We start from the raw sequence: 23,356 nt of genomic DNA on the forward strand, positions 1-23,356 counted from the left end.
TAAAGTAGATTCTGTGCTTGCTAGCGAAAGAGTCTACTTTTTGTTTTTGATAATAAAGTATTACTATGTGATAATATAGTATTTGTTATATTTTATTATCATAAATACATTTGTATTACGCTAAGAAGCAATATGAGAATAAAGCAAATCTAACCGTGTAAAAATATTACTAATCATTATCGAAGCCTTAAATTATGAGAAAAATCCTTTTTTTATTGCTCCTGATATGTATGGTTCCATGTGCTATGTATGCGCAGAACTATCAAATTTCAGGGAAGGTAACAGATGCTAAAGACGGCTCACCGATGCCGGGTGTGACAGTTCAAACACAGACCAAAGTCGGTGTGATGACTGACTTTGACGGAAATTATACTATAAAAGCGAATAAGGGCGATGTCCTTACATATTCTTTTATAGGTATGACGCCCCAATCAGTAAAAGTAGAATCAGATAAACCTATTAATGTTGCCCTTCAGGAAGACAATGTGGCTTTGGAAGAAGTCGTTGTTGTTGGGTATGGTACAATGAAGAAAAGTGACCTGACGGGTTCTGTTAGTAGCTTATCGGCAGACAGGCTTAAAGAGTCCGTTATCACAAACCTCGACCAGGCGCTCCAAGGGCGTGTGGCCGGAGTACAGGTTGCTTCCAACTCGGGAGCACCGGGAGCAGCTACCTCGATACGTATTCGTGGTGCTTCTTCTATTAATTTGACAAATGAACCTCTGTATGTGATTGACGGAGTGCCAATGAGTGGTGCCGGTTCATCTACAGTCGGTTTTTCTTGGTCGGGAGGTTCTAACGGTCAAAACGTAGTAAACCCATTATCAGCTATTGCTCCAAGCGATATCCTATCTATAGATGTATTGAAGGATGCGTCCGCAGCCGCAATTTATGGTTCTGCCGGAGCTAACGGGGTTGTGATCGTTACAACTAAAAGAGGAAACAAAGGGCGTACAAATATTACGTACGATGGAAGTATTTCTCTTCAATCTCCTATCGATAAATTGGATATGATGAACCTACGCCAGTATGGAACTTACCAACAACAGCTTTACAATGAAGGTTTCTTGCCGAATGTTGATCAGGCTTACCTTGATCCTTCTTTGTTGGGCAAAGGTACAAACTGGCAAGATGCCGTAATGGATAATGCATGGATGCAAAACCATAGCCTTTCCCTAAATGGAGGAACAGATAAAACTCAATATCTGGCATCTATAAGTTATACAAATCAAGACGGTATATTACTAAATTCAGATTTTGAGCGATTTACCGGTAGGGTGAACGTTGATAATGAATTTAATAAATATATAAAGGTCGGAGCATCTCTTTCCTATTCACGGACAGATGAATCTATTATCAATAATGATGGTATCAATGGCGTGGTAATGCAAGCTGCATTAATGTCGCCGGCAGTTCCTGTTTATGACTTTGATGGAAATTATGCAGGACCTGAGACCGTAAATGGGTCTTCGATATATAACCCTGTGGCATTGACTAAAGATCAGATCAATACCTTGCGCCGCGAGAGGGTTATAGCTAATATCTATGGGCAGTTTACTCTCAATCAATATCTTAATTTTCGTTCAGAAGTGGGTATTGATGGCTCCAATAGTACAAATAAGGGATTCAAGCCAAGTTATGAATACGGTCAGTTGAAGAATACCAATGTAATGATTATGCAAAACGAAGCGCATAGCTTATATTGGAACTGGATGAACTATGCTACATACAATCAGACTTTTGATAAACACAGCATTAACTTAATGGCCGGAACAGAAGCTTCTAAATCATCATGGGAAAGCCTGCAATTACAAAAAGATCAATTGTCTTCAAATGATATTCATGTGATTGGTTCTGATGGTAAGTTTGTGGCAAGTAATGGTACAAAAGATTCTTCAGCAAAAGTTTCTGTTTTTGGACGTGCGAATTATAATTTTGACAATCGTTACTTATTAACCGCAACTTTAAGGGCGGATGGATCTTCTAGATTTGGCGTAAACCATCGTTGGGGATATTTTCCATCATTTGCTGCAGCATGGCGCATATCTAGTGAAAAATTTATGGAGGAAACACAAAACTGGTTGTCGAATCTGAAATTGAGGTTGGGTTATGGTATGAATGGGAATGATGGATTACCTACATATCGTTATGGATCTACTATGCAAGCTTTTCAAACCGTGTTTGGTACAGCTTATCGTATGTCAAATAATGCTAACCCTGACCTGAAATGGGAAGCTTCGGTACAATATAATGGAGGTATTGATTTGGGATTATTTAATAATCGAGTTAATCTTACTGTAGATACATATTATAAGACTACAAAAGATCTCTTACTTCAACCTTCCGTTTCGCCGGTTCTTGGAGGTTTAGGATGGACTGATATTCAGACTCCATGGATGAATATTGGAAAAGTGGAAAACCGAGGACTTGATATATCATTGAATACACATAATATAGCGGGTAAAGATTTTAATTGGACTTCAGCCTTATCATTCTCTTTAAACCGCAATAAAGTAAAAGAGCTGGATGACTTGGGTACCCCTTCTTATGGAAGATTAGATTGGTATGCTGCATTTCAAAGTGTATCGATGATTTCGGTAGGACAACCTATCGGTGTATTTTATGGATACAAAACCGACGGACTTTATAAAGATGCGGAAGACTTGAGAAATTCAGCGAAGCCCGAAGGTGTAGAGATTCATCGCACTACCGGTGCTTGGGTTGGTGATGTTAAGTTTAAAGATATCAGCGGGCCTAATGGTGTTCCTGATGGCATCATTAACGAATATGACCAAACGGTTATTGGAGATCCTAATCCGGACTTTACTTTTGGTTTTTCTAATACCTTTAACTACAAAGATTGGGAACTAGGCATTGGCCTCACCGGATCGGTAGGAGCTGATATCTTGAACTATGTACGTGTAAAAACAGAAGGTGTGATGTCCCAGTGGGACAATCAGTCGACCACAGTACTCAATCGTGCACAATTGGGATACGTTAATGGAAATAAATATGATGTGGCAAATGTAGATAATAGCTATATAATCAATCCGAATGCAACACTGCCTCGTTGGAGCGGTAATGATATCAATGGTAACAACCGTATGAGTGACCGTTGGATCGAAGATGGAAGCTATTTGCGCATTCAGAATATATCATTAGCATATAACCTGCCAAAGATTTGGTTGAAGAAGACAGGCATATCTAATTGTAAACTCTATTTCAACGTTCAGAATGTGTATACGTTTACAGGTTATTCAGGTTTAGATCCTGAAATTGGTTCTTACAACCAGCAGGCAGGTCTTTCTAACGTGGATATGGGACGTTATCCATCACCTCGTGTATTTACTTTAGGTGCAAATGTTACTTTCTAATTTTAAAGATAAAAACATGAAGAATATTAAAAATATAATCAAATCAATTTGTCTTTCATCCATTATCCTGGGTGCTACATCTTGTAATGATTTCTTGACTATAGTTCCTGAGTCAGAGCAGGTGCTGGAGACATATTACACATCAGAGTCTGCCGTTAATGCCAACTCTGCCTCTCTGTATGCTGCGTTTGTCTGGCAAGACTTTGGAATGAATTTTATGTGGATGGCAGGAGATGAGCTTGCCGGAGACCTTTATTACACTTACGATCAGGAAGGTCAATTTTATTATATGACTTTCCAGAATGGGAATTCCTTCCTTACTCAGGGGTGGAATGGGCTTTACCGTGTAGTTTCGTATTGTAATAATATTATCAATGGGATGCCTGCCGCAGCAAGATCTAATGGAGTTTCGGAAACGGTAATAAATCGTGCTCTTGGTGAGGCTCGTTGTATTCGTGCTATTGCTTATTATTGGTTAACAGAGTACTGGCAGGATGTTCCGATTATAACAAATAATAATATCTCCGGAGGTCAGGTGATTCGCCATAAGCAAGCAAGTGTTTACGAATTTATCCGTCAGGATCTCGAATTCGCTAAAGACAATCTTCCTTCAACTCCATTTCAGACCGGTAGATGCTCAAAATATACAGCTATAGGTATGTTGGCAAAGCTTCATCTAACGATGGCTTCTCACCTTTCTGATGCATCATCATCCGATAATTTTGCCAAAGCTAAATCTTACGCAGCTGAGGTAATTAATGATAGTGGGCTGAAATTATATTCAGACCTTTCTACAATGTTTTATCCAAAAGGAAACAACTCTTCAGAGTCTTTGTTTGCTATACAATGTACAAACGATGGTTATGGATACGGTAACGGACGCAATGTCTCTTTGTCTCGTAATGCACTGATTACTTTAGGTTCATCTTGGGGAGCAGGTAAGGGACCGACTCTTAGTTTGCAAGAAGCTTTTGATTCGAATGATGCCCGCCGTTATTATACATACATGCGCAATGGTGATAGCTATCCAAATTTGGGTGGCGGTGGATATACTTATCATAATTTTTCGCAAGATGAGTCTACCGAAACATCAAATGGTATGTTGGCACATGTAAGGAAATACGTAATCGGAGCTAATTCCGATTGTGACGGAGTTGCGGGAACATCCAATCAGGATGCAGGTAATAATATTTATTTACTCCGTTTGGCAGATGTATATCTGTGTTATGTTGAGGCATGTATCGGCTCGGGTACATCTACTACTGACGCTTTGGCATTGACCGTATATGATAAGGTACGTGAACGTGCCGGATTTTCTACAAAAGCCACTTCTATTACTTACGATCAGTTGATCAAAGAACGTCGTGTCGAATTTGCTCTTGAAGGTGTCAACTTCCTTGACATTAAACGGATGAGCTATAGGGATATGAATAAGGCTCTTTCTTATTTGAATGGAATGAAGCGTGAACGTCAATATATTTCTAATGGTAGTTATACATGGCAAGAACGTAATGCCAGCAATGCACATCACGGAGGGTTTACTCCTCTCGATCCGAGCGATGATTCTTCGGGTAAAGGTTCTATATTCTATCTTGATAAAAATGTAGGAACTATAACTATTACAGAAAAAAATCTTGTGTTGCCTGTTCCTGCGGAAACAGTAACAAAGACACCAAGTATAACTCAGGAACCGGTTGATTATGCATTTTAACTTTTAAGTAAGACTAGATTATGAAAAAATATATTTTAAATATAGCTATTGTATTACTTGCTCTTGTCTCATTCAATTCGTGCTCGGATGATGACGATAAAGGCGGCTCGGGAGGAGGTACTCCGGTCGTTAGATACATACGCCCATGCGACGCAACTATTTCTGATTCTTTATTGACAAGCGGATATTTGGGTACTCAGATTGCCATTATTGGAGAAAACTTGTCGAAAGTTAATAAGGTTTATTTTAATGATCAGAAAGCCAAGTTAAACCCGAATTTTGTGACGGACAATACTATTATTGTTAATATACCTTCAGGTATTCCTGGAGAGAAGCAAGATTTGATTAAGTTATATACAAATAATGACTCTTGCTATTATACTTTCGAAACAAAAGTTCCTGCACCTGCACCTAAATCCATGACATGTGAATATGTTGATGATGGCAATGTTGCTTATATTCATGGTCTTTATTTTATTCATGAAGACGCTAACCCTTTGACTGTAACTTTTGAAGGAGGATTGCAAGGTGAAGTTGTGAGCCATGATCTAGATAATATAGCAGTAAAAGTTCCTGTAGGTGCTAAGCCCGGACCTGTAAAAGTTACATCTGTATATGGTACAACTGAAAGTCCATTCTATTTTAGAGATAATAGAAATATCATTCTAGACTTTGATACAAAGTTTGCTGATGGTGGATATCATCATGGATGGCATGCCGGCTCAGGATATAGTACTGACGGTGGATTAACAGGTTGTGGACAGTATCTGATATTTACAGGAGAAATGGATGATGACAAATGGGATGATAGCAAATTTGGTTATGAACGCTGGACATATCGTACTACCGATCCTGATTTCTTTGATGCAGGTGCCCTTGATAAATATGTTTTAAAATTTGAGGTAAATATACCTGACGTATGGTCTGCTGCTGCTCTTCAAATTATTTTTACAGGAGCTTCAGATGTTTGGATGAATTGGCAGGAAGGTGGTTCTACCGGTGGTAACCCTAATAATGCTTATTTGTCAAATAGTAATTATCCTCGGGCATTGTGGATTCCATGGGCAGATACAGGCACTTATGTCAGTAATGGTTGGGTTACGGTAACCATACCAATGACAGATTTTAAATATAGCAAAGATGGTACTAACCTGAATAAGGTAAATGCTGCAGGACATTACTCCGGTATTACATTATTTGTTAATGGAGGAGGAGTAACAGGTACACCTTGTAACCCTACATTCCATATTGATAATGTACGTGTTGTTAAAGCTCAATGATAATTGCTAAAATTATAAGAATATGATATTGAATAATATATATGGAAAAGTCGTTTTAGTAATGCTGGTAATTTTTGCAGTTACATTCTCGGCATGTTCTAACGATGATGATAATAGTTCGGGTGCTGTGGTTCTTGAAGCTTTTGGCCCAAGTCCGGCTCTACGTGGTAGCGAGCTTACCTTTATAGGGAAAAACCTTGATAAAGTAACAAGTGTAATCCTTCCCGAAGGTATTGAGATTACTGATATAGAAGTGGTAAGTAAAGAAAAAATAAAGATTACCATTCCTCAGGATGCTAAAGAAGGCTATGTTAAACTTGTTGCCTCAGGTTTAGAAATAACTACCAAAACGTTGCTTAAATATACAGAGCCTATATCTATTACGAAGTTTGCACCATCTCCTGTCAAGGCAGGTCAGACTCTAACAATAGAAGGTGATTATCTGAATTTGATTCAGAAAGTAGTCTTTTCTGATAATGTGGAAGTATCTTATAAAGATTTTTTGACATGGGAGCGTAAAAAGATTGAAGTCGTTGTTCCTCGCGAAGCACAGACCGGTATTATTATTTTGGCTGACACAGCTGCTATTCCGGTGGAATTGAAATCAGAAACAGAATTGCAAGTAGTTCTCCCTTCTGTAGAAAAGGTATTGGATCTTACAAATAAAAAACCCGGAGATGTAGTTTCTACAATAGGTCAGAATCTTGATCTGGTAGAGTCAGTACAGCTTCCTGATGGAGCGCCTGTGGCTCATGCAATAAAAGATGACGTATTGGCATTCACTCTGCCTGAGGGTATCACCGATGGCGCTATTGTAATGGTTGCTTACTCGGGCGTACATGTAGCTATAGCTAATATCGGTGTCGCTGTGCCAACGGATTTGGTGGCTACTCCTGCTACAGGCATAAAGGATGGTAGTGTCATTTCGATCAAAGGGGTTAATATGGATTTGGTTACTACAGCATTATTCCCAGGAGTATCAGAGGCTGTAACACCTACATCGAAGAGTGCAACGGAAATAAAAGTAACTACTCCAACTAATGCCAAAACAGGAGATCTTATTCTAAATACCGCTAGTGGAAAAACTGTATCAGTAAAAATTGCTACGTTAAAACCTGAGATATTGTCATACAATCCATCTTCTGTCGCTGCCGGTAATGAATTTACAATAAAAGGTAAGAATCTAGATCTTGTTACATCTGTAACATTCGGAGGAAACAAAGTTGTTGAAGTTACTCCAACATCTTCTACTGACTTGGTGGTAAAAGCCCCGGTAGATGCAGAGACAGGAGAACTGACATTAACAATGAAAAATGGAGAGACTGTAAAGGGCTCCGTTTTGACAGTGACTAAACCAGACTTCTGTTATATACCTGTTCTTCCGGGTTCAGATGAGGAAATCAAGTCGGGTACTATTTTGAAAGTAGATGTTCAGAATGCGGATAAACTGACCAATGTGCAGGTAAACGGAAATAATACACAGTATATTTTGCAAGGTTCTACTCTTAGTATACTTGTTCCAAGTAATGCTAATGGAAATACAGCATTTAAGCTGATCTCATCTAACGGAGAAGTGACTTATACAATACGTATTGTCTCTTCGGGGATAGTAGAAACTGTGATAATGAATGAAACACGTGACCTTGGATCTTGGGCGGGTGAAGGAGCTGGAGGCGCATTCCGTCTGTATAAGGAATCTTTTGATGGAATAAAAGCCGGAGCAATACTTAAATTCTATTTTACAGTTACCGGATATGGACAATTGCAGATTAATAATGCAAACTGGGCAACGTGGGATACACCTGTATTTACTGATACAAGTTTAACATATTATGAGATGGAATTAACTCAACCATTCCTTGACAATATATTAGGAGCTAACGATGGTTGGTCAACTACAGCAATTGTTATTCAAGGGGAGCATCTTGTAATCTCTAAGGTTTCTATTATAACTGGTCGGTAATATTATAAAATAAAGGCTTGCCTAATCTGAATTTATATTAGGCAGGCTTTTTACAAAAATATGTATTATGAAAAAAATAGCACAAAATATTTTTTATATCTTACTGGGGGTTATCCTAATGACTGCCTGTACCGATGTTGATGATCCGGTTATCGGCGATCCGGGTGTTCCCCAATTAGCAAGCAGTACACCTGTTGATGGAACAACAGATTTGCCTGAAGGTGACATAACTATTGTTCTGAATTATGATCAGAATATATTCTGTCCCAAAGCCGGACAGGAAAAGATTACTATAGAGGGAGCTACTATAACGGATGTTTCATTTAAGTTAAGTCAGATAACGATTAAAGCTACCGGATTGGAAAAAGGTAAGACTTACAAACTAGTTGTACCTGCAGGTGTTGTACTTGGACCGACTTATATAGAAGTGCCTGAAACATCTATCAGCTTTACAACGAAGGCCGATCCTGTTATAACAGCTACGCTTTGTAATCCGAATGCTACAGCTCAGGCAAAGAAGGTGTATCAGTTTTTGGTGGAAAGCTATAAACAAAAAGTTATCTCCGGTACGATGGCTAATGTAAATTGGAATGTAGAAGAAGCAGAAGCCGTTCATACTCTTACCGGAAAATACCCGGCATTAAATACTTTCGATTATGTGCATCTGCCATATTCTCCTAGCAACTGGATTGACTATAGCGATATTTCGCCTGTAAAAAACTGGTGGGATGCAGGTGGATTGGTTTCTATTATGTGGCATTGGAATGTTCCCGTATCGGCTAGGTTATGGAATGGTAATGTAGCTATGCCTTCCGATTGGTCGGGCAATGTACAGCTTACTGATGCGTCAGCTCTTGAGGGATTTGCATCAGCGAAGGTTAACGATATTATCCGTGTTGCAATCAAAGACGTGGCATCAGGGGCTCAAGGCTCACTAAAAGGTAGTGACTGGGGACAGATTGCCGATGGTTACGAATATTTTTCTATCAGTGGCGATTATTATGAGATGAAAATAACAGATGCTATCCTAACTAAATTAAAGTCTTCGGGTCTTATCATAAGCGGACATGATTACACTGTAACAGCTGTTTATCTGATACCTGCCGATTCTAATGGAGATTATGCTTTTTACAAAGCTGATACATACTTCGATGCAGCCAAGGCTACAGTTGAAGGAACACGCGAAAATGAAGTCTTTAAGGCCGATCTTGCAAAGGTAGCTACTTCATTGAAACAATTACAATCGGAAGGAATTGCTGTTATCTGGCGTCCATTCCACGAAGCTGCCGGCGGCTGGTTCTGGTGGGGTAAAGATGCTGATTCTTGCAAAAAGCTCTGGATTGCTATGTTCGACTATTTCAAATCGCAGGGTGTAAACAACCTGATTTGGGTGTGGACAAGCGAGTCTGACGATAGTAGCTGGTATCCGGGCGATGAGTATGTAGATATCATTGGTCGTGATTTATATAGTAAGAATACAAGCGATTGTGCATCTATATACCAATCGGAGTTTGCTCGCTATGGGCATAAGGTGATTGCCCTTTCCGAATGTGGAACAGTTGGTCTTCTATCCGAACAATGGAGTGCGGGTGCACGTTGGGCATGGTTTATGCCATGGTATGGAAAAGCTGATAGTGGTAGCAAACATGCTACTGACGAATGGTGGAAAGATGCAATGAAGCAAACTTATGTGATTACTCGTGACCAGGTTCCGAGCATGAAATAATATAAAGAATGAATATTAACTCTCTCCTTGTTTTAGGGCAAGGAGAGTTTTTTCACAAAATATAGAGAGTTATGATTAAGAATTTTTACAAGGCTTACATTCTACTGTTTTTCCTGTTTGTCGGATGTAGCGGAGACAATGCAGATCAAATAATTGCTCAGACTTTTGTAGAGCAGCATGGTCAACTTTCAGTAAAAGGTACTTCATTGGTAGATAAGGACGGCAAGACAATAGCTCTCAAGGGGGTAAGCTTTGGGTGGCATAATTGGTGGCCGCGCTTCTATAATGAGTCTACTGTAGCATGGCTCAAATCGGATTGGAATTGTAATCTGGTGCGTGCAGCCATCGGGGTTGAACCCGAAGGAGCATACATAACCAACCCTCAAAAAGCGAACGAATGCCTCGATAACGTTGTTGATGCGGCTATCGAAAATGGAATGTATGTTATTATAGACTGGCATAGTCATGGGATAAAGACACAGGAAGCCAAGGCGTTTTTTACAAGAGCTGCCAATAAATACAAAGGCTACCCGAATATAATATATGAGATATTCAATGAGCCGGTAGAAGATTCTTGGGAAACAGTAAAAGCATACTCGGAAGAAATAATTAAAACGATTCGAGCGATAGATACTAAGAACGTAATATTGGTAGGTACACCTCATTGGGATCAGGATATACATCTGGCTGCAGATAATCCGATCGAAGGATATGATAACATCATGTATACACTACATTTCTATGCTGCAACACATAAGCAATATTTACGTGATAGGGGTGATTATGCCATCGGAAAAGGACTTCCTATTTTTGTGTCGGAGTGTGCAGGTATGGAAGCATCGGGTGATGGTGCTATAAACAAAACAGAATGGAATAATTGGTTGAACTGGATGAAACAACATCAGATAAGTTGGGTTGCGTGGTCTATCGCAGATAAAAACGAAACATGTTCGATGATTAAAGATTCTACATCTCCTGCTACCGGTTGGAAAGATTCCGATTTGAAAGAATGGGGTAAAATAGTAAAGGCCGCACTACAGTAAAAAGAACAGTGAGTTGTAATTAAAGATTAAAAAAGTATTATTCTTTGTATGGATGTCGGTATTCTCCATACTGTCTATTGAATATTCTTATTTATATGTCTAATAAGCCAATAGTGTTTAGTTTGTAGACGCTGTAAAATGCCAAAAAAAGTATTATAATTGATTAAAAAAGTATTTGTAATAAGATGCTGACAATTATAAATTTGTACTATCTATCATTAAATAGAATCATAGCTAAAAGACCATGAAAAAATATACGATATATCTCTTATCCGTAATCACTTTCTTTCTTGTTTTATCCTGCAAACAAGCGGTAAAAGAAAATCTCGACCCGACCGTTTCCGAATCATTTTCTGCCGAATGGAAATTTCATGCCGGAGAAGGTGTCGACAGCCTTTGGATGAATGTAGACTACAATGATACTGCATGGCAAGAAGTGTTGTCGTCTAAATCCTTAAAAGATCAAAACATCAAATTGGATAATGGCTTTGGTTGGTATCGTAAAAGAATACAAATGTCGGATGTCTTAGTTAATGCCATAAAGAATAAAGGTGGGATTATGCTTCATCTCGGACGTTTGGCTGCTACCGATGAGGTTTACTTTAATGGTAAGCTTGTCGGTAAAACGGGTCAATTTCCGCAAGACTATAGAGGCTACTTTGACAATGAACGAAACTATTTTGTTCCCGAAGAAGATATTAATCTTACTGGAGAAAACCTGATTGCGATTAAGTTTCATGATGGTTGGAATGTCGGTGGCTTCCTCCAGGGGGCTGCTCTATCGATCTCTACCGCTGAAACAAAAGATAAATTAGCCTTAAATGTTCAGGTGGCGGACTCCGACTATATATTTATGGCTCCTAGTCCTGTTCAGATAAAAGTAAATATCGATAATAAGAACAAATGGGCAGTACAAGGACGATTGTTGGTAACGCTCACAACAGACGATTATCAACCGCTAAAGGCTGACTCTATGGATATAGAAATAGACGGAAAAGCTTCAATATCCAAATCCTTTAGCTTCGATAATCCAAATCCCGGGTTTTATAGATATACCGTTCAGTTCAGACGCAACGACACAATAGCCTGTGAGAAAAAGTTTAATGTCGGCTTCGAACCCGAAAAAATTAACTCGCCTCTCGATGCAAAAGATGATTTTAAAGCATTTTGGGATAACAACCTGAAAGAGCTTGCAAAAGTTGCACCGGATTATAAATTGACACTCGTTCCCGAGTATTCGAAAATAGATTACGATGTCTATTTGGTTGAAATGCGTTCTTTTGGTAATGAGCTGATAAGAGGATATTATGCTAAGCCTAAAAGAGAAGGTAAGCATCCCGTAATTGTAGAATATATGGGATATGGCTCACAACCTTATCCACCAAATCAGTGGTGGGATGGATTTGCATACTTTGTTTTATCGATCAGGGGGCAAGCATTGAATCAACCAACAAATCGTTTTGGAACATGGATTACATACGGGCTCGATAATAAAGATAATTATTATTATCGTGGGGCATTCTTGGATGTAGTCAGGGCACTTGATTTTGTTTGCAGCCGACCAGAGATAGACTCCGAAAAGATTGCTGTAAGAGGTGGTAGCCAAGGTGGAGCACTTTCATTTGTGGCTGCGGCTCTCGACAAACGCGTAAAAGTAGCAGCACCCAGTATTCCTTTCTTATCCGATTATCCTGATTATTTCAAAATAGCCCCTTGGCCTAAAAGCGATTTTGATAATTATATGACAACACATCCCGAGGCTAAATGGGAAGACGTTTATTCACTTCTTACTTATTTTGATATCAAGAATCTGGCTCAGTGGATTGAATGTCCTCTTATTATGGGGATTGGAGTTCAGGATAACGTTTGTCCGCCTCACATAAATTTTGCGGCTTATAATCAGGTAAAATCCGAAAAACGCTGGATGGCATTCCCTGAGTTTGCCCACAGTGTTGGCAAAGAGTATAATGATGCTTCGAAAGCGTTTATCAAAGAAAAATTAAACATAAAATAATAATGAAGAAACTAATTCTTTTTACGATCACAGTTCTAAGTCTTTTTTCTTGTAACAGTAAGAAAAGTACAACCATGTCGGAATCTGCTTTTGTAAAACAAAAAGATGGTCACTTTGTAATAGGTGACAATCCGTATTATTTTATTGGTACAAACTACTGGTATGGCGCAATATTAGGCTCTACAGGAGAAGGAGGAAACCGTGAACGCTTGTTGAAAGAACTCGACTTCATGAAAGAAAATGGCATCAATAACTTACGTGTACTGGTGGGGGCAGATGGTGTTGCCGGACAAGCAGTAAAAGTGAGGCCAACGTTGCAAACAGCACCCGGGGTATACAACGATACTATCTTCGATGGACTAGACTTCTTCATGGCAGAGCTGGGCAAACGCAATATGCATGCTGTTCTCTATCTCAATAATAGCTGGGAATGGAGTGGCGGTTATGGTCAGTATCTCGAATGGTCAGGAAAAGGAAATGTTCCCGAAAAAGGAGTTTATGATTGGCCAGTATTTGTTAAGCATGTGGCACAATATGCCGACTGCGACAGTTGCCATACAATGTTTCTTAATCATGTAAAGCATGTAGTCTCTCGTACAAATAAATATACAGGGAAAAAATATACCGAAGATACAGCACTTATGTCGTGGCAGGTGGGAAACGAACCACGTGTGTTTAGTGACGAAGGTAAACCTGCATTTAAGAAATGGCTCAAAGAAACAACAGCATTGATACGTTCGCTAGACTCTAATCATCTCATATCGATCGGAAACGAAGGACTTATGGGTTCGGAAGGAGATATGAATCTTTATGAAGAGATACATGCAGATCCGAATGTCGATTATCTGACAATACATATTTGGCCTAAAAACTGGAGTTGGATCGATATAACCAAGATTAAAGAATCGGTAGATACGGCAATTGTGAGAACAGATAAATATATCTCTGAACATCTGGCTGTGGCAAAAAAACTGAATAAACCGATTACAATCGAAGAATTTGGCTTTCCTCGCGACAATCATAAATATACCCTGGATGATCCTGTTACAGCCCGTGATAAATACTATGCCAATATCTTTGAACACATAGTAACAGCTTCTAAGGATAAAGGAAATATTGCAGGTTGTAATTTCTGGGCATGGGGTGGATTAGGACGTCCGGCTCATGAATTTTGGAAACCGTGGGATGACTATGTAGGAGATCCGGCGCAAGAAGAGCAAGGTTTGAACTCTGTGTTTGATACAGATTCAACAATTAAATTAATAAAAGAATATGCAGATAAGTTAAATACTAAATAGAAGCTAAAACACAAAGAGTAAAGTAATTCTAATAAAACTTAATCAGGTTGAACCCCTTAAAAATCAAGTGATGAGCAACATTTTCAATACACGTCTTAATGCTGTTACAGCAGAATATGAGAATTTAGTTACATTAAAAAATGAACCAATATTACCGGGAAATGGTATTTTCGAACGATATAAAAATCCTGTATTAACTGCCGGTCATGCTCCTGTCTTCTGGCGTTATGATCTCAATCCCCAGACCAACCCTTATTTTATGGAACGTTTTGGAATAAACGGAACATTCAATGCCGGAGCAATCAAGTGGAAAGGTAAATATATAATGGCTGTACGTGTCGAAGGCAATGATCGTAAATCGTTCTTTGCAATAGCCGAAAGTCCGAATGGTATAGATAATTTCCGCTTTTGGGATTATCCTATTGCTATGCCTGAGACTGACAACCCCGATACAAATGTTTACGATATGCGCCTTACTGCTCACCAAGATGGATGGGTTTATGGTGTGTTCTGTTCCGAAAGGAAAGACCCGAAAGCGCCAGCCGGAGATTTGTCTTCAGCTGTAGCTGCAGCAGGTATTGCACGTACAAAAGATCTGATCAATTGGGAGCGTCTGCCTGATCTGAAAACAAAGAGTCAGCAACGGAATGTTGTTTTACATCCCGAATTCGTAAACGGAAAATATGCACTTTATACACGCCCTCAGGACGGATTTATCGATGCCGGTAGTGGTGGCGGAATCGGTTGGGCACTGATAGATGATATTACCAATGCAGAGGTGAAAGAAGAAAAGATAATCAATTTCCGTTATTATCATACTATCAAGGAATTGAAAAATGGAGAAGGTCCGCATCCTATAAAAACATCAAAAGGCTGGCTACACCTTGCACATGGAGTGCGTGCCTGTGCTGCGGGATTAAGATATGTATTGTATCTTTACATGACCGACTTGGAGCAGCCCGATAAGTTGATAGCAGAACCTGCAGGACACTTAATGGCTCCGATGGATGAAGAAAGGGTAGGGGACGTGTCTAATGTATTATTTACGAATGGTTGGATAGCGGACGACGATGGTACGGTATATCTGTATTATGCTTCATGCGATACACGTATGCATGTTGCAGTATCTTCTGTAGATCGCTTGGTTGATTACTGTTTCAATACAGCACCTGATGGCTATCGTTCGGCTACATCGGTACAGACATTGTCGGCTTTGATTAATAAAAATCTAGAATTAAAATAATAATACTAAATGTTTCGAGGGTATTTTTCACTATCTCTTTGTCATGCCGGATGTAATGGAGAACTTCCGGCTTATCCGGCGTGACAAAGAGGATAACACTCTGATAGAGTGATCTTACTTTTGAAACAACCTATTATCCACCATGAAAACAACAACAGTTACTTTAAAAGAGAAAATCGGCTACGGATTTGGAGATATGGCCTCTTCCATGTTTTGGAAGATATTCGGCATGTACTCCTTGTTCTTTTACACAGATGTTTTTGGTATAACAGCAGCAGCGGCAGGAACTATGTTTCTAGTTGCCCGCCTGTGGGATTCGGTATTTGACTTATTCGTTGGTATAGCTGCCGACCGTACTAAGACCCGTTGGGGAAGATATCGCCCATATTTACTTTGGTTTGCTGTGCCATTCTCCGTAATGGGAGTTATAACATTCTTTGTTCCGGATTTCGGATCAACAGGGAAACTCGTTTATGCTTATATCACTTATTCCCTGATGATGATTGTATACTCCCTGATAAATGTGCCTTATGCTTCATTATTAGGTGTGATGTCATCCAATCCGCAAGAACGGAATATTCTTTCTTCGTACCGTATGTCGTTTGCTTTTATTGGTAGCTTTATAACCTTTATGTTGTTGCAGCCATTGGTTGATATGTTTGCTAGTCTCGAGGGTAAAGCGACTGTAGATGTTACGAAAGCGGTAACCGAAACATCGGTAAGTACATCTCCTATTGGTTGGACGTTAGCCGTAGCTTCTATTGGGGTGTTATGTACTATTCTGTTTATTTTTTGTTTCAGATGGACACGCGAACGTGTAGAGCCAGTTAACGAAGATGAAAATACTTCTGTAAAGCAGGATTTGAAAAATCTGTTTCATAATGCACCTTGGTGGATATTGGTAGGCACAGGGCTTGCTGCTTTGTTGTTTAATGCTGTTCGCGATGGTGTAGCCATTTACTATTTTAGAGACTATGTACAGTTTGCATATAAAATGCCGGTTACAGGTTGGGATATGACTACTATTTACTTCCTTGTTGGTCAGGCTGCCAACCTTGTAGGTGTTATTCTAGCCCCTGTTTTATCGTCCAAATACGGAAAGAAAAGAACATACATGTTGGCTATGGCGGGAGCCGCAGCATTAAGTGTAGTGTTCTATTTTATACCTAATGAGTTAGGCTGGATATTATTGCTACAAACATTAATCTCTCTTTGTGCAGGTTATGTTCTACCTCTTCTTTGGAGTATGTTTGCCGATATTGTAGATTATCAGGAACTGAAAACGAACCGTCGTGCCTCGGGGCTTATTTTTTCATCGTCTTCTATGTCCCAAAAATTAGGATGGGCTTTAGGTGCAGCTCTTACAGGATGGATTTTATCCATATTCAAATATAATCCGCATATTGCTCAGCAAAGTATGGATACTATTTTTGGAGAGCGACTGATGATAAGTATCCTTCCTGCTATTTGTTGTATTATTGCTTTCCTTGGAATGATGGCTTATCCCCTTTCTGAAAAGAAAGTAAAAGAAATAACTGCCGAACTGGATGCTAAACGTGCCCAAAAAGATTGATCTATGAACGGTTTCAAAAACGAACTGGAGAATAATATATTGGCTTTCTGGATCGATAAGATGCAGGATACAGAGCATGGAGGTTTTTACGGACAGATAGATGGTAATAACACATTGCACCCTGAAGCAAATAAGGGTGCTATACTAAATGCCCGTATCCTGTGGACTTTCTCTTCTGCATACCGCATATTGAAGAAGAAGGAATACCTTGATATGGCTCAACGGGCTTTCGATTATATTACTGCATATTTTCTTGATAGGGAATATGGCGGAGTATATTGGGAACTCGATTATAAAGGAAATCCTGTAAGTACAAAAAAACAAACCTATGTGCAAGGGTTTATGCTATACGGTTTCTCGGAGTTTTATCGCGCAACAGGAAACAAGCAGGCTCTTGAATTGGCAAAAGAATTCTTCTATCTGATAGAGAAATGTCATGATGATAAATTGGGCGGCTATCTCGAAGCCTATACTCAGGATTGGAAGCCTATTGAAGATATGCGCCTGAGTGATAAGGATGCCAATGAAAAGAAAACAATGAATACACATTTGCACGTTCTGGAACCATATACCAATCTGTGCCGGGTGTGGGACAATGAGCAGCTTAAAGCAGCTCAGAAAAGATTGATTGGTATTTTCACCGAGCGTATATTGGATAAGAAAACAAACCATCTGAATCTCTTTTTCGACGAAGAGTGGAATGTGAAGTCTACAGCCATATCCTACGGGCACGATATAGAAGCCTCATGGTTGTTGTTCGAAGCTGCTGATGTGTTGGGCGATAGAGACTTACTTGCCGAAATAAAAAATATATCATTGGATATAGCAGATGCTGCATCCGAAGGTTTGCAGGCCGAAGGCAGTATGATATACGAAAAGGATGGGAATCACATAGATGGCGATCGTCATTGGTGGGTACAGGCAGAATCTGTAGTAGGATATATGTATGCGTACAAAAACTCTAAGGACATAGCATATAAAGAGAAGGCTGCACGGATATGGAATTATATCCGCAATCAGATCGTCGACCAAGAGAATGGCGAATGGTATTGGAGCCGAAAAGAAGACGGAACAATCAATCAAAAAGATGATAAAGCCGGCTTCTGGAAATGCCCGTATCATAATGGGCGTATGTGTATGGAGATGATAGAACATTTCGATTTAAAATAATGCTTAAAATTAAAATATGAAGTTTGGATATTTTGACGATCAGCGTCGGGAATATGTAATTACAAATCCTCAGACGCCATGGCCATGGATCAACTATCTGGGTAATGAAGATTTCTTCTCTTTGATATCAAATACAGCCGGAGGTTACTCTTTTTATAAAGATGCTAAGTTTCGTCGTATTACTCGTTATCGCTACAACAATGTTCCTATGGATAATGGCGGACGCTATTTTTATATCAACGATGGAGGAACTGTTTGGTCGCCGGGGTGGAAGCCTTGCAAAACCGAACTCGATAGATATGAATGCCGCCACGGAATGAGTTATACGACCATTACCGGGGAGAAAAACGGAATAGAAGTAGAAGTACTTTTCTTTGTGCCCCTGAAGACATGGGCGGAAGTTCAGAAGGTGAAGTTGACAAACAAGTCGACAGAAACCAAACGATTCAAACTGTTTTCTTTTGCTGAGTGGTGCTTATGGAATGCTGCTACCGACATGGAAAACTTTCAGCGTAATTTCTCTACAGGAGAAGTAGAAATAGCAGACTCTGTCATTTATCATAAAACAGAATACAAAGAGCGAAGAAACCATTATGCTTACTATAGCGTAAATGCTCCGATACAAGGGTTTGATACCGACAGAGAATCATTTATAGGTTTGTATAATGAGTTTCGTGATCCGCAAACTGTGATGGCGGGAAAGCCTACCAACTCTGTGGCTCACGGTTGGTCGCCTATAGCATCGCATTACCTCGAGATAGAATTAAAACCCGGCGAAACGAAAGAACTGATATTTGTATTGGGTTATGCAGAATACGAAAACTGTGAGGACAAATGGGAATCGAAAGGTGTTATAAATAAGAGCAAAGCAAAGGAGACTATTGCCAAATTCGATACGGTTGCAAAAGTACAGGCTGCATTTGATGAATTAAAAACCTATTGGGATAATTTGTTAAGCAGCTATGTGCTAAAGAGCAGTGAAGAAAAATTAGACCGCATGGTCAATATTTGGAACCAATACCAATGTATGGTTACGTTTAATTTTTCTCGCTCCGCATCTTTCTTCGAATCGGGAATCGGGCGAGGTATGGGATTCCGCGACTCCAATCAGGACTTGGTTGGTTTTGTTCACCAAATTCCCGCACGTGCCCGTCAGCGTATTATCGATATTGCATCTACACAGTTTAGTGATGGCGGTTGTTATCACCAGTATCAGCCACTCACCAAGCGAGGAAACAATGATATCGGCGGTGGTTTTAACGACGATCCGATGTGGCTTATTTTCGGAACAGTCGCCTATCTGAAAGAGACGGGAGATTTTTCCATATTAGACGAGGCTGTTCCTTTCGACAATCAGGCGGGAACAGAGAAATCACTGTTTCACCACTTGACTGTTTCATTCAATCACGTGATCGAAAACTTGGGACCTCACTTACTGCCTCTTATCGGGCGTGCGGACTGGAACGATTGTTTGAATCTAAATTGTTTTTCGTGGGATCCGAATGAGTCATTCCAGACGACTGAAAACAAAACGGAAGGATCGAAAGCCGAATCTTTGATGATCGCCGGACTGTTTATTGTTTGTGGTCAGGACTATGTAACGCTTTGCCGCCAGATAGGAAATAATCAGGAAGCTGACCGTGCACAGGGTTATATCGACTCTATGATCGAAGCCGTTAAGAAACATGGATGGGATGGTAATTGGTATCTTCGTGCCTATGATTATTACGGAAAGAAAATCGGTAGTAATGAAAATAAGGAAGGAAAGATATTTATCGAGTCGCAAGGTTGGTGTGCGATGGCAAAAGTGGGGCTGGAAGAAGGTATGGTAGAGAAATCGCTGGATTCTGTCAAAAAATATCTGGATACACCTAATGGTATTGTATTGAATAATCCGGCGTTTACAGAATATGTAGTCGAATACGGGGAGATTTCTTCTTATCCTGCCGGCTATAAAGAAAATGCAGGTATTTTCTGCCACAATAATCCTTGGATTATGATTGCCGAAACCTTCTTGGGACGAGGCGACTATGCATGGGAATATTACCGCAAGATATGCCCTTCTTATACCGAAGAAATATCAGAATTGCATAAAGTAGAGCCTTATGTATATTCTCAAATGATTGCCGGAAAAGATGCATTCAAGCCGGGTGAAGCTAAGAACTCTTGGTTAACCGGTACGGCAGCATGGAATTATTATGCGATCACGCAATTTATTCTGGGTATCAAGCCGGATTATAATGGATTGGAAATAAATCCTTGTATTCCTTCTGATTGGAAAGGGTTTGAGGTGACACGCAAATTCAGAGATGCAACTTATCTCATCAATATTAAAAATACAGGAGTGAATCGAGGAGTAAAAAGTATAATAGTTAACGGAAAGGCTTTGTCAAGAAACATTATTCCGCTACAGCCTGCCGGTTCGGTGAATAAAATAGAGGTAGTATTAGGTTAATTTTTAGTTTGAATTATAAACTCTTTGTTTCGGAGATCGTGTTTTTTGAGGTATATTTGACATATATTGTCTTATTGAGAACAGAAAATACCTTACCGCTAGAATAGAAATTGTTTACTGTGAAGTTCAGGATGACAATGTATACGAATAGTTTATTTGTAGAACTTAAATATTTTATATGAGAAAATTAGCAGTATTAGTAGTTGTATTGGGTATCGCCTGCGGCATGTATGCGCAAAAGGGTGATGCAGAGAGAAGAGCAGCCGAGATGGTGTCGAAAATGACATTGGCAGAGAAAATAGGGCAGATGTCTCAGATAACAGTTGATCTGGTTTGTAAAGGTCAGGACACTCCTCCTACCAGCACATTGGAGATAGATGCAGACAAAGTGCGCGAAGCTGTTGTTAAATACCATGTAGGATCTATTCTTAACGCTCCCGGTACACGTGCGCGTACGCCTCAGTGGTGGACTAAAGCTGTAGAACAGATTCAGGAAGTAGCAACGAAGGAAACCCGTATGAAAATTCCTGTTATCTATGGTCTCGACCAGATACACGGAGCTACTTATACGGCAGGTTCTACCATGTTTCCTCAGGAAATAGGTATTGCCGCTACATGGAATCCGGCGCATGCCCGTAAGATGGGTGAAATTACAGCTTACGAAACACGTGCAAGTAATGTGCCTTGGAACTTCTCGCCTGTACTGGACTTAGGACTCGATCCACGTTTCCCTCGCCAGTACGAAGGATTTGGAGAAGACCCTTATATCGGTTCGGTTTTCGGATACGAATTGGTGAAAGGATATGAAGGCGATGATAATAACATCGCAAACCCAACAAAGGTGGCTTCATGTATCAAGCACTTTATAGGCTATTCGGCTCCAATTAGTGGAAAAGACCGTACGCCGGCTTATATTCCCGAGAATGTATTACTCGAATATCATGTTCCTGCTTTTAAGGCGGCTATCGATGCCGGTGCACATACTATAATGATCAACTCAGGTATTATAAACAATGTACCTGTACATGCCAGCTATGAGCTGATGACTAAATTGTTGCGTCAGGATTTAGGCTTTCAGGGTATGATTGTTACAGACTGGGAAGATATAAACAAGTTGTATAACCGTGACAAAATGGTTCCTTCTATCAAAGAAGCAATCAAAGCAGGTATTAACGCAGGAATCGATATGTCGATGATTCCTTACAACTATAAAGAATTTTGCGATTTGTTGACAGAGCTTGTCAATGAAGGTCAAGTACCGATGTCACGCATCGATGACGCTGCAACAAGAGTATTGACTGTGAAAATAAAGCTTGGATTGTTTGAAACACCGAATACCTATGCGAAAGATTATCCGGAGTTTAACTCTAAGGCATTCCAACAAGCTTCTTACAATGCCGCAGCAGATGGTATCACATTGCTGAAAAACAAAAACAATGTATTGCCATTGAGTAAAGGAGCGAAGATTCTGGTGACAGGCCCTAATGCTGTTAGCAAACGTGCGTTAAACGGAGGATGGACATTCTCTTGGCAAGGTGAAAAAATAGACGAGTTTGGAGACTTGTATCATAATATTCTTGATGCGGTACAACACAAATTCGGTAAAGCAAATGTTTCTTATGTTCCGGGTGTGAGCTACACAAAAGAAACAAAATGGGATACAGAGCATAAAGACCGTTTCGATGAGGCTATTGCTGCGGCTAAGAATGTAGACTATATAATATTGTGTTTGGGTGAAAACTCATATTGCGAGAAACCGGGAGATTTGAACGATTTATACCTGAATGACTTACAAACAGAGCTGGCTCAGGAAATGCTGAAACTTGGCAAGAAAGTGATCTTGGTATTGAGCGAAGGACGACCTCGTTTGATCTCTAAGTTCTCATCCAAAGTAGATGGTATAGTACAGACATATTTACCGGGAATTTACGGAGCCGATGCATTAGCCGATATTTTGGCGGGAGATGTAAACCCTTCTGGTAAATTGCCTTATACATATCCGGCATATCCGAATTCATTAGTGCCGTATTTCCATAAATATTCTGATGAGCAAGTAAATACCGATGCTGCATACAATTACGAAGGAGACTATAATTTTGAATATCCGTTCGGGTATGGCTTGAGTTACACAACTTTCGCATATTCAAATATAAAGTTAGATAAGTCTCAATTACCTCTTAATTCGAATGAAGAAGTAACTGTATCTGTAGATGTAAAAAATACAGGTAGCCGCGATGGAAAAGAAGTTGTACAACTTTATACAAGCGACCTGGTTGCATCATTGGTTCCGGATGTGAAAAGATTGCGCCGTTTTGAGAAGGTCGCTTTAAAAGCAGGTGAAACAAAAACTGTAACATTTAAGTTGAAGCTAAACGATCTTTCTTTTATTAATCTCGAAAATAAACGAGTGGTAGAGCCGGGAGATTTTGAATTTCAGGTAGGAGCTTCCTCTAATGATATAAAAGGCAAGGTGTTGTTTACTATAAAATGATTGTTTTTCAATATA

13 protein-coding genes are annotated in these 23,356 nt (G+C 39.7%); all 13 read left to right on the forward strand.

Annotated features, from left to right (window positions below; translation table 11 throughout):
* The first annotated feature begins 194 nt into the window (after window positions 1-194).
* The 13 genes from E4T88_RS08060 (at window position 195) to E4T88_RS08120 (ending at window position 23,341) form a co-directional block, all read left to right on the forward strand.
* Window positions 195-3,374: a SusC/RagA family TonB-linked outer membrane protein gene (locus tag E4T88_RS08060; protein ID WP_135104945.1), complete on the forward strand. Its 3,180-nt coding sequence runs from the start codon at window positions 195-197 to the stop codon at window positions 3,372-3,374.
* Window positions 3,375-3,390: 16 nt separating this feature from the next.
* Window positions 3,391-5,085: a RagB/SusD family nutrient uptake outer membrane protein gene (locus E4T88_RS08065; protein ID WP_228093817.1), complete on the forward strand. Its 1,695-nt coding sequence runs from the start codon at window positions 3,391-3,393 to the stop codon at window positions 5,083-5,085.
* 20 nt (window positions 5,086-5,105) lie between these two features.
* The gene (locus E4T88_RS08070; RefSeq protein ID WP_135104947.1) at window positions 5,106-6,365 is read left to right on the forward strand and encodes a glycan-binding surface protein; all 1,260 of its coding nucleotides are present in this window, start codon (window positions 5,106-5,108) and stop codon (window positions 6,363-6,365) included.
* Window positions 6,366-6,387: 22 nt separating this feature from the next.
* The gene (locus E4T88_RS08075; RefSeq protein WP_228093819.1) at window positions 6,388-8,328 is read left to right on the forward strand and encodes an IPT/TIG domain-containing protein; all 1,941 of its coding nucleotides are present in this window, start codon (window positions 6,388-6,390) and stop codon (window positions 8,326-8,328) included.
* A gap of 67 nt (window positions 8,329-8,395) precedes the next feature.
* Window positions 8,396-10,054: a glycosyl hydrolase gene (locus E4T88_RS08080; protein ID WP_135104948.1), complete on the forward strand. Its 1,659-nt coding sequence runs from the start codon at window positions 8,396-8,398 to the stop codon at window positions 10,052-10,054.
* 71 nt (window positions 10,055-10,125) lie between these two features.
* Complete coding sequence (locus E4T88_RS08085) at window positions 10,126-11,097, forward strand: glycoside hydrolase family 5 protein (RefSeq protein WP_135104949.1); 972 nt, start codon at window positions 10,126-10,128, stop codon at window positions 11,095-11,097.
* A 244-nt stretch (window positions 11,098-11,341) separates the two neighbouring features.
* Window positions 11,342-13,111, forward strand: coding sequence for an acetylxylan esterase (locus E4T88_RS08090; RefSeq protein ID WP_135104950.1), 1,770 nt, complete (start codon window positions 11,342-11,344; stop codon window positions 13,109-13,111).
* 2 nt (window positions 13,112-13,113) lie between these two features.
* Entirely contained in the window at window positions 13,114-14,409 is a 1,296-nt protein-coding gene (locus E4T88_RS08095) for a glycoside hydrolase 5 family protein (protein WP_135104951.1), read from the forward strand.
* A 70-nt stretch (window positions 14,410-14,479) separates the two neighbouring features.
* Window positions 14,480-15,652 carry a glycoside hydrolase family 130 protein gene (locus E4T88_RS08100; RefSeq protein ID WP_135104952.1) on the forward strand — a complete coding sequence of 391 codons (1,173 nt, stop codon included), beginning with the start codon at window positions 14,480-14,482 and terminating at the stop codon, window positions 15,650-15,652.
* A 142-nt stretch (window positions 15,653-15,794) separates the two neighbouring features.
* The gene (locus E4T88_RS08105; protein WP_135104953.1) at window positions 15,795-17,225 is read left to right on the forward strand and encodes an MFS transporter; all 1,431 of its coding nucleotides are present in this window, start codon (window positions 15,795-15,797) and stop codon (window positions 17,223-17,225) included.
* Window positions 17,226-17,228: 3 nt separating this feature from the next.
* Complete coding sequence (locus E4T88_RS08110; RefSeq protein ID WP_135104954.1) at window positions 17,229-18,395, forward strand: AGE family epimerase/isomerase; 1,167 nt, start codon at window positions 17,229-17,231, stop codon at window positions 18,393-18,395.
* A gap of 16 nt (window positions 18,396-18,411) precedes the next feature.
* Window positions 18,412-20,850 carry a glycoside hydrolase family 94 protein gene (locus E4T88_RS08115; protein ID WP_135104955.1) on the forward strand — a complete coding sequence of 813 codons (2,439 nt, stop codon included), beginning with the start codon at window positions 18,412-18,414 and terminating at the stop codon, window positions 20,848-20,850.
* 178 nt (window positions 20,851-21,028) lie between these two features.
* The gene (locus tag E4T88_RS08120) at window positions 21,029-23,341 is read left to right on the forward strand and encodes a glycoside hydrolase family 3 N-terminal domain-containing protein (protein ID WP_135104956.1); all 2,313 of its coding nucleotides are present in this window, start codon (window positions 21,029-21,031) and stop codon (window positions 23,339-23,341) included.
* The last annotated feature ends 15 nt before the right edge of the window (window positions 23,342-23,356 follow it).

This window comes from Dysgonomonas mossii, from assembly GCF_004569505.1.
Classification (GTDB): Bacteria; Bacteroidota; Bacteroidia; order Bacteroidales; family Dysgonomonadaceae; genus Dysgonomonas.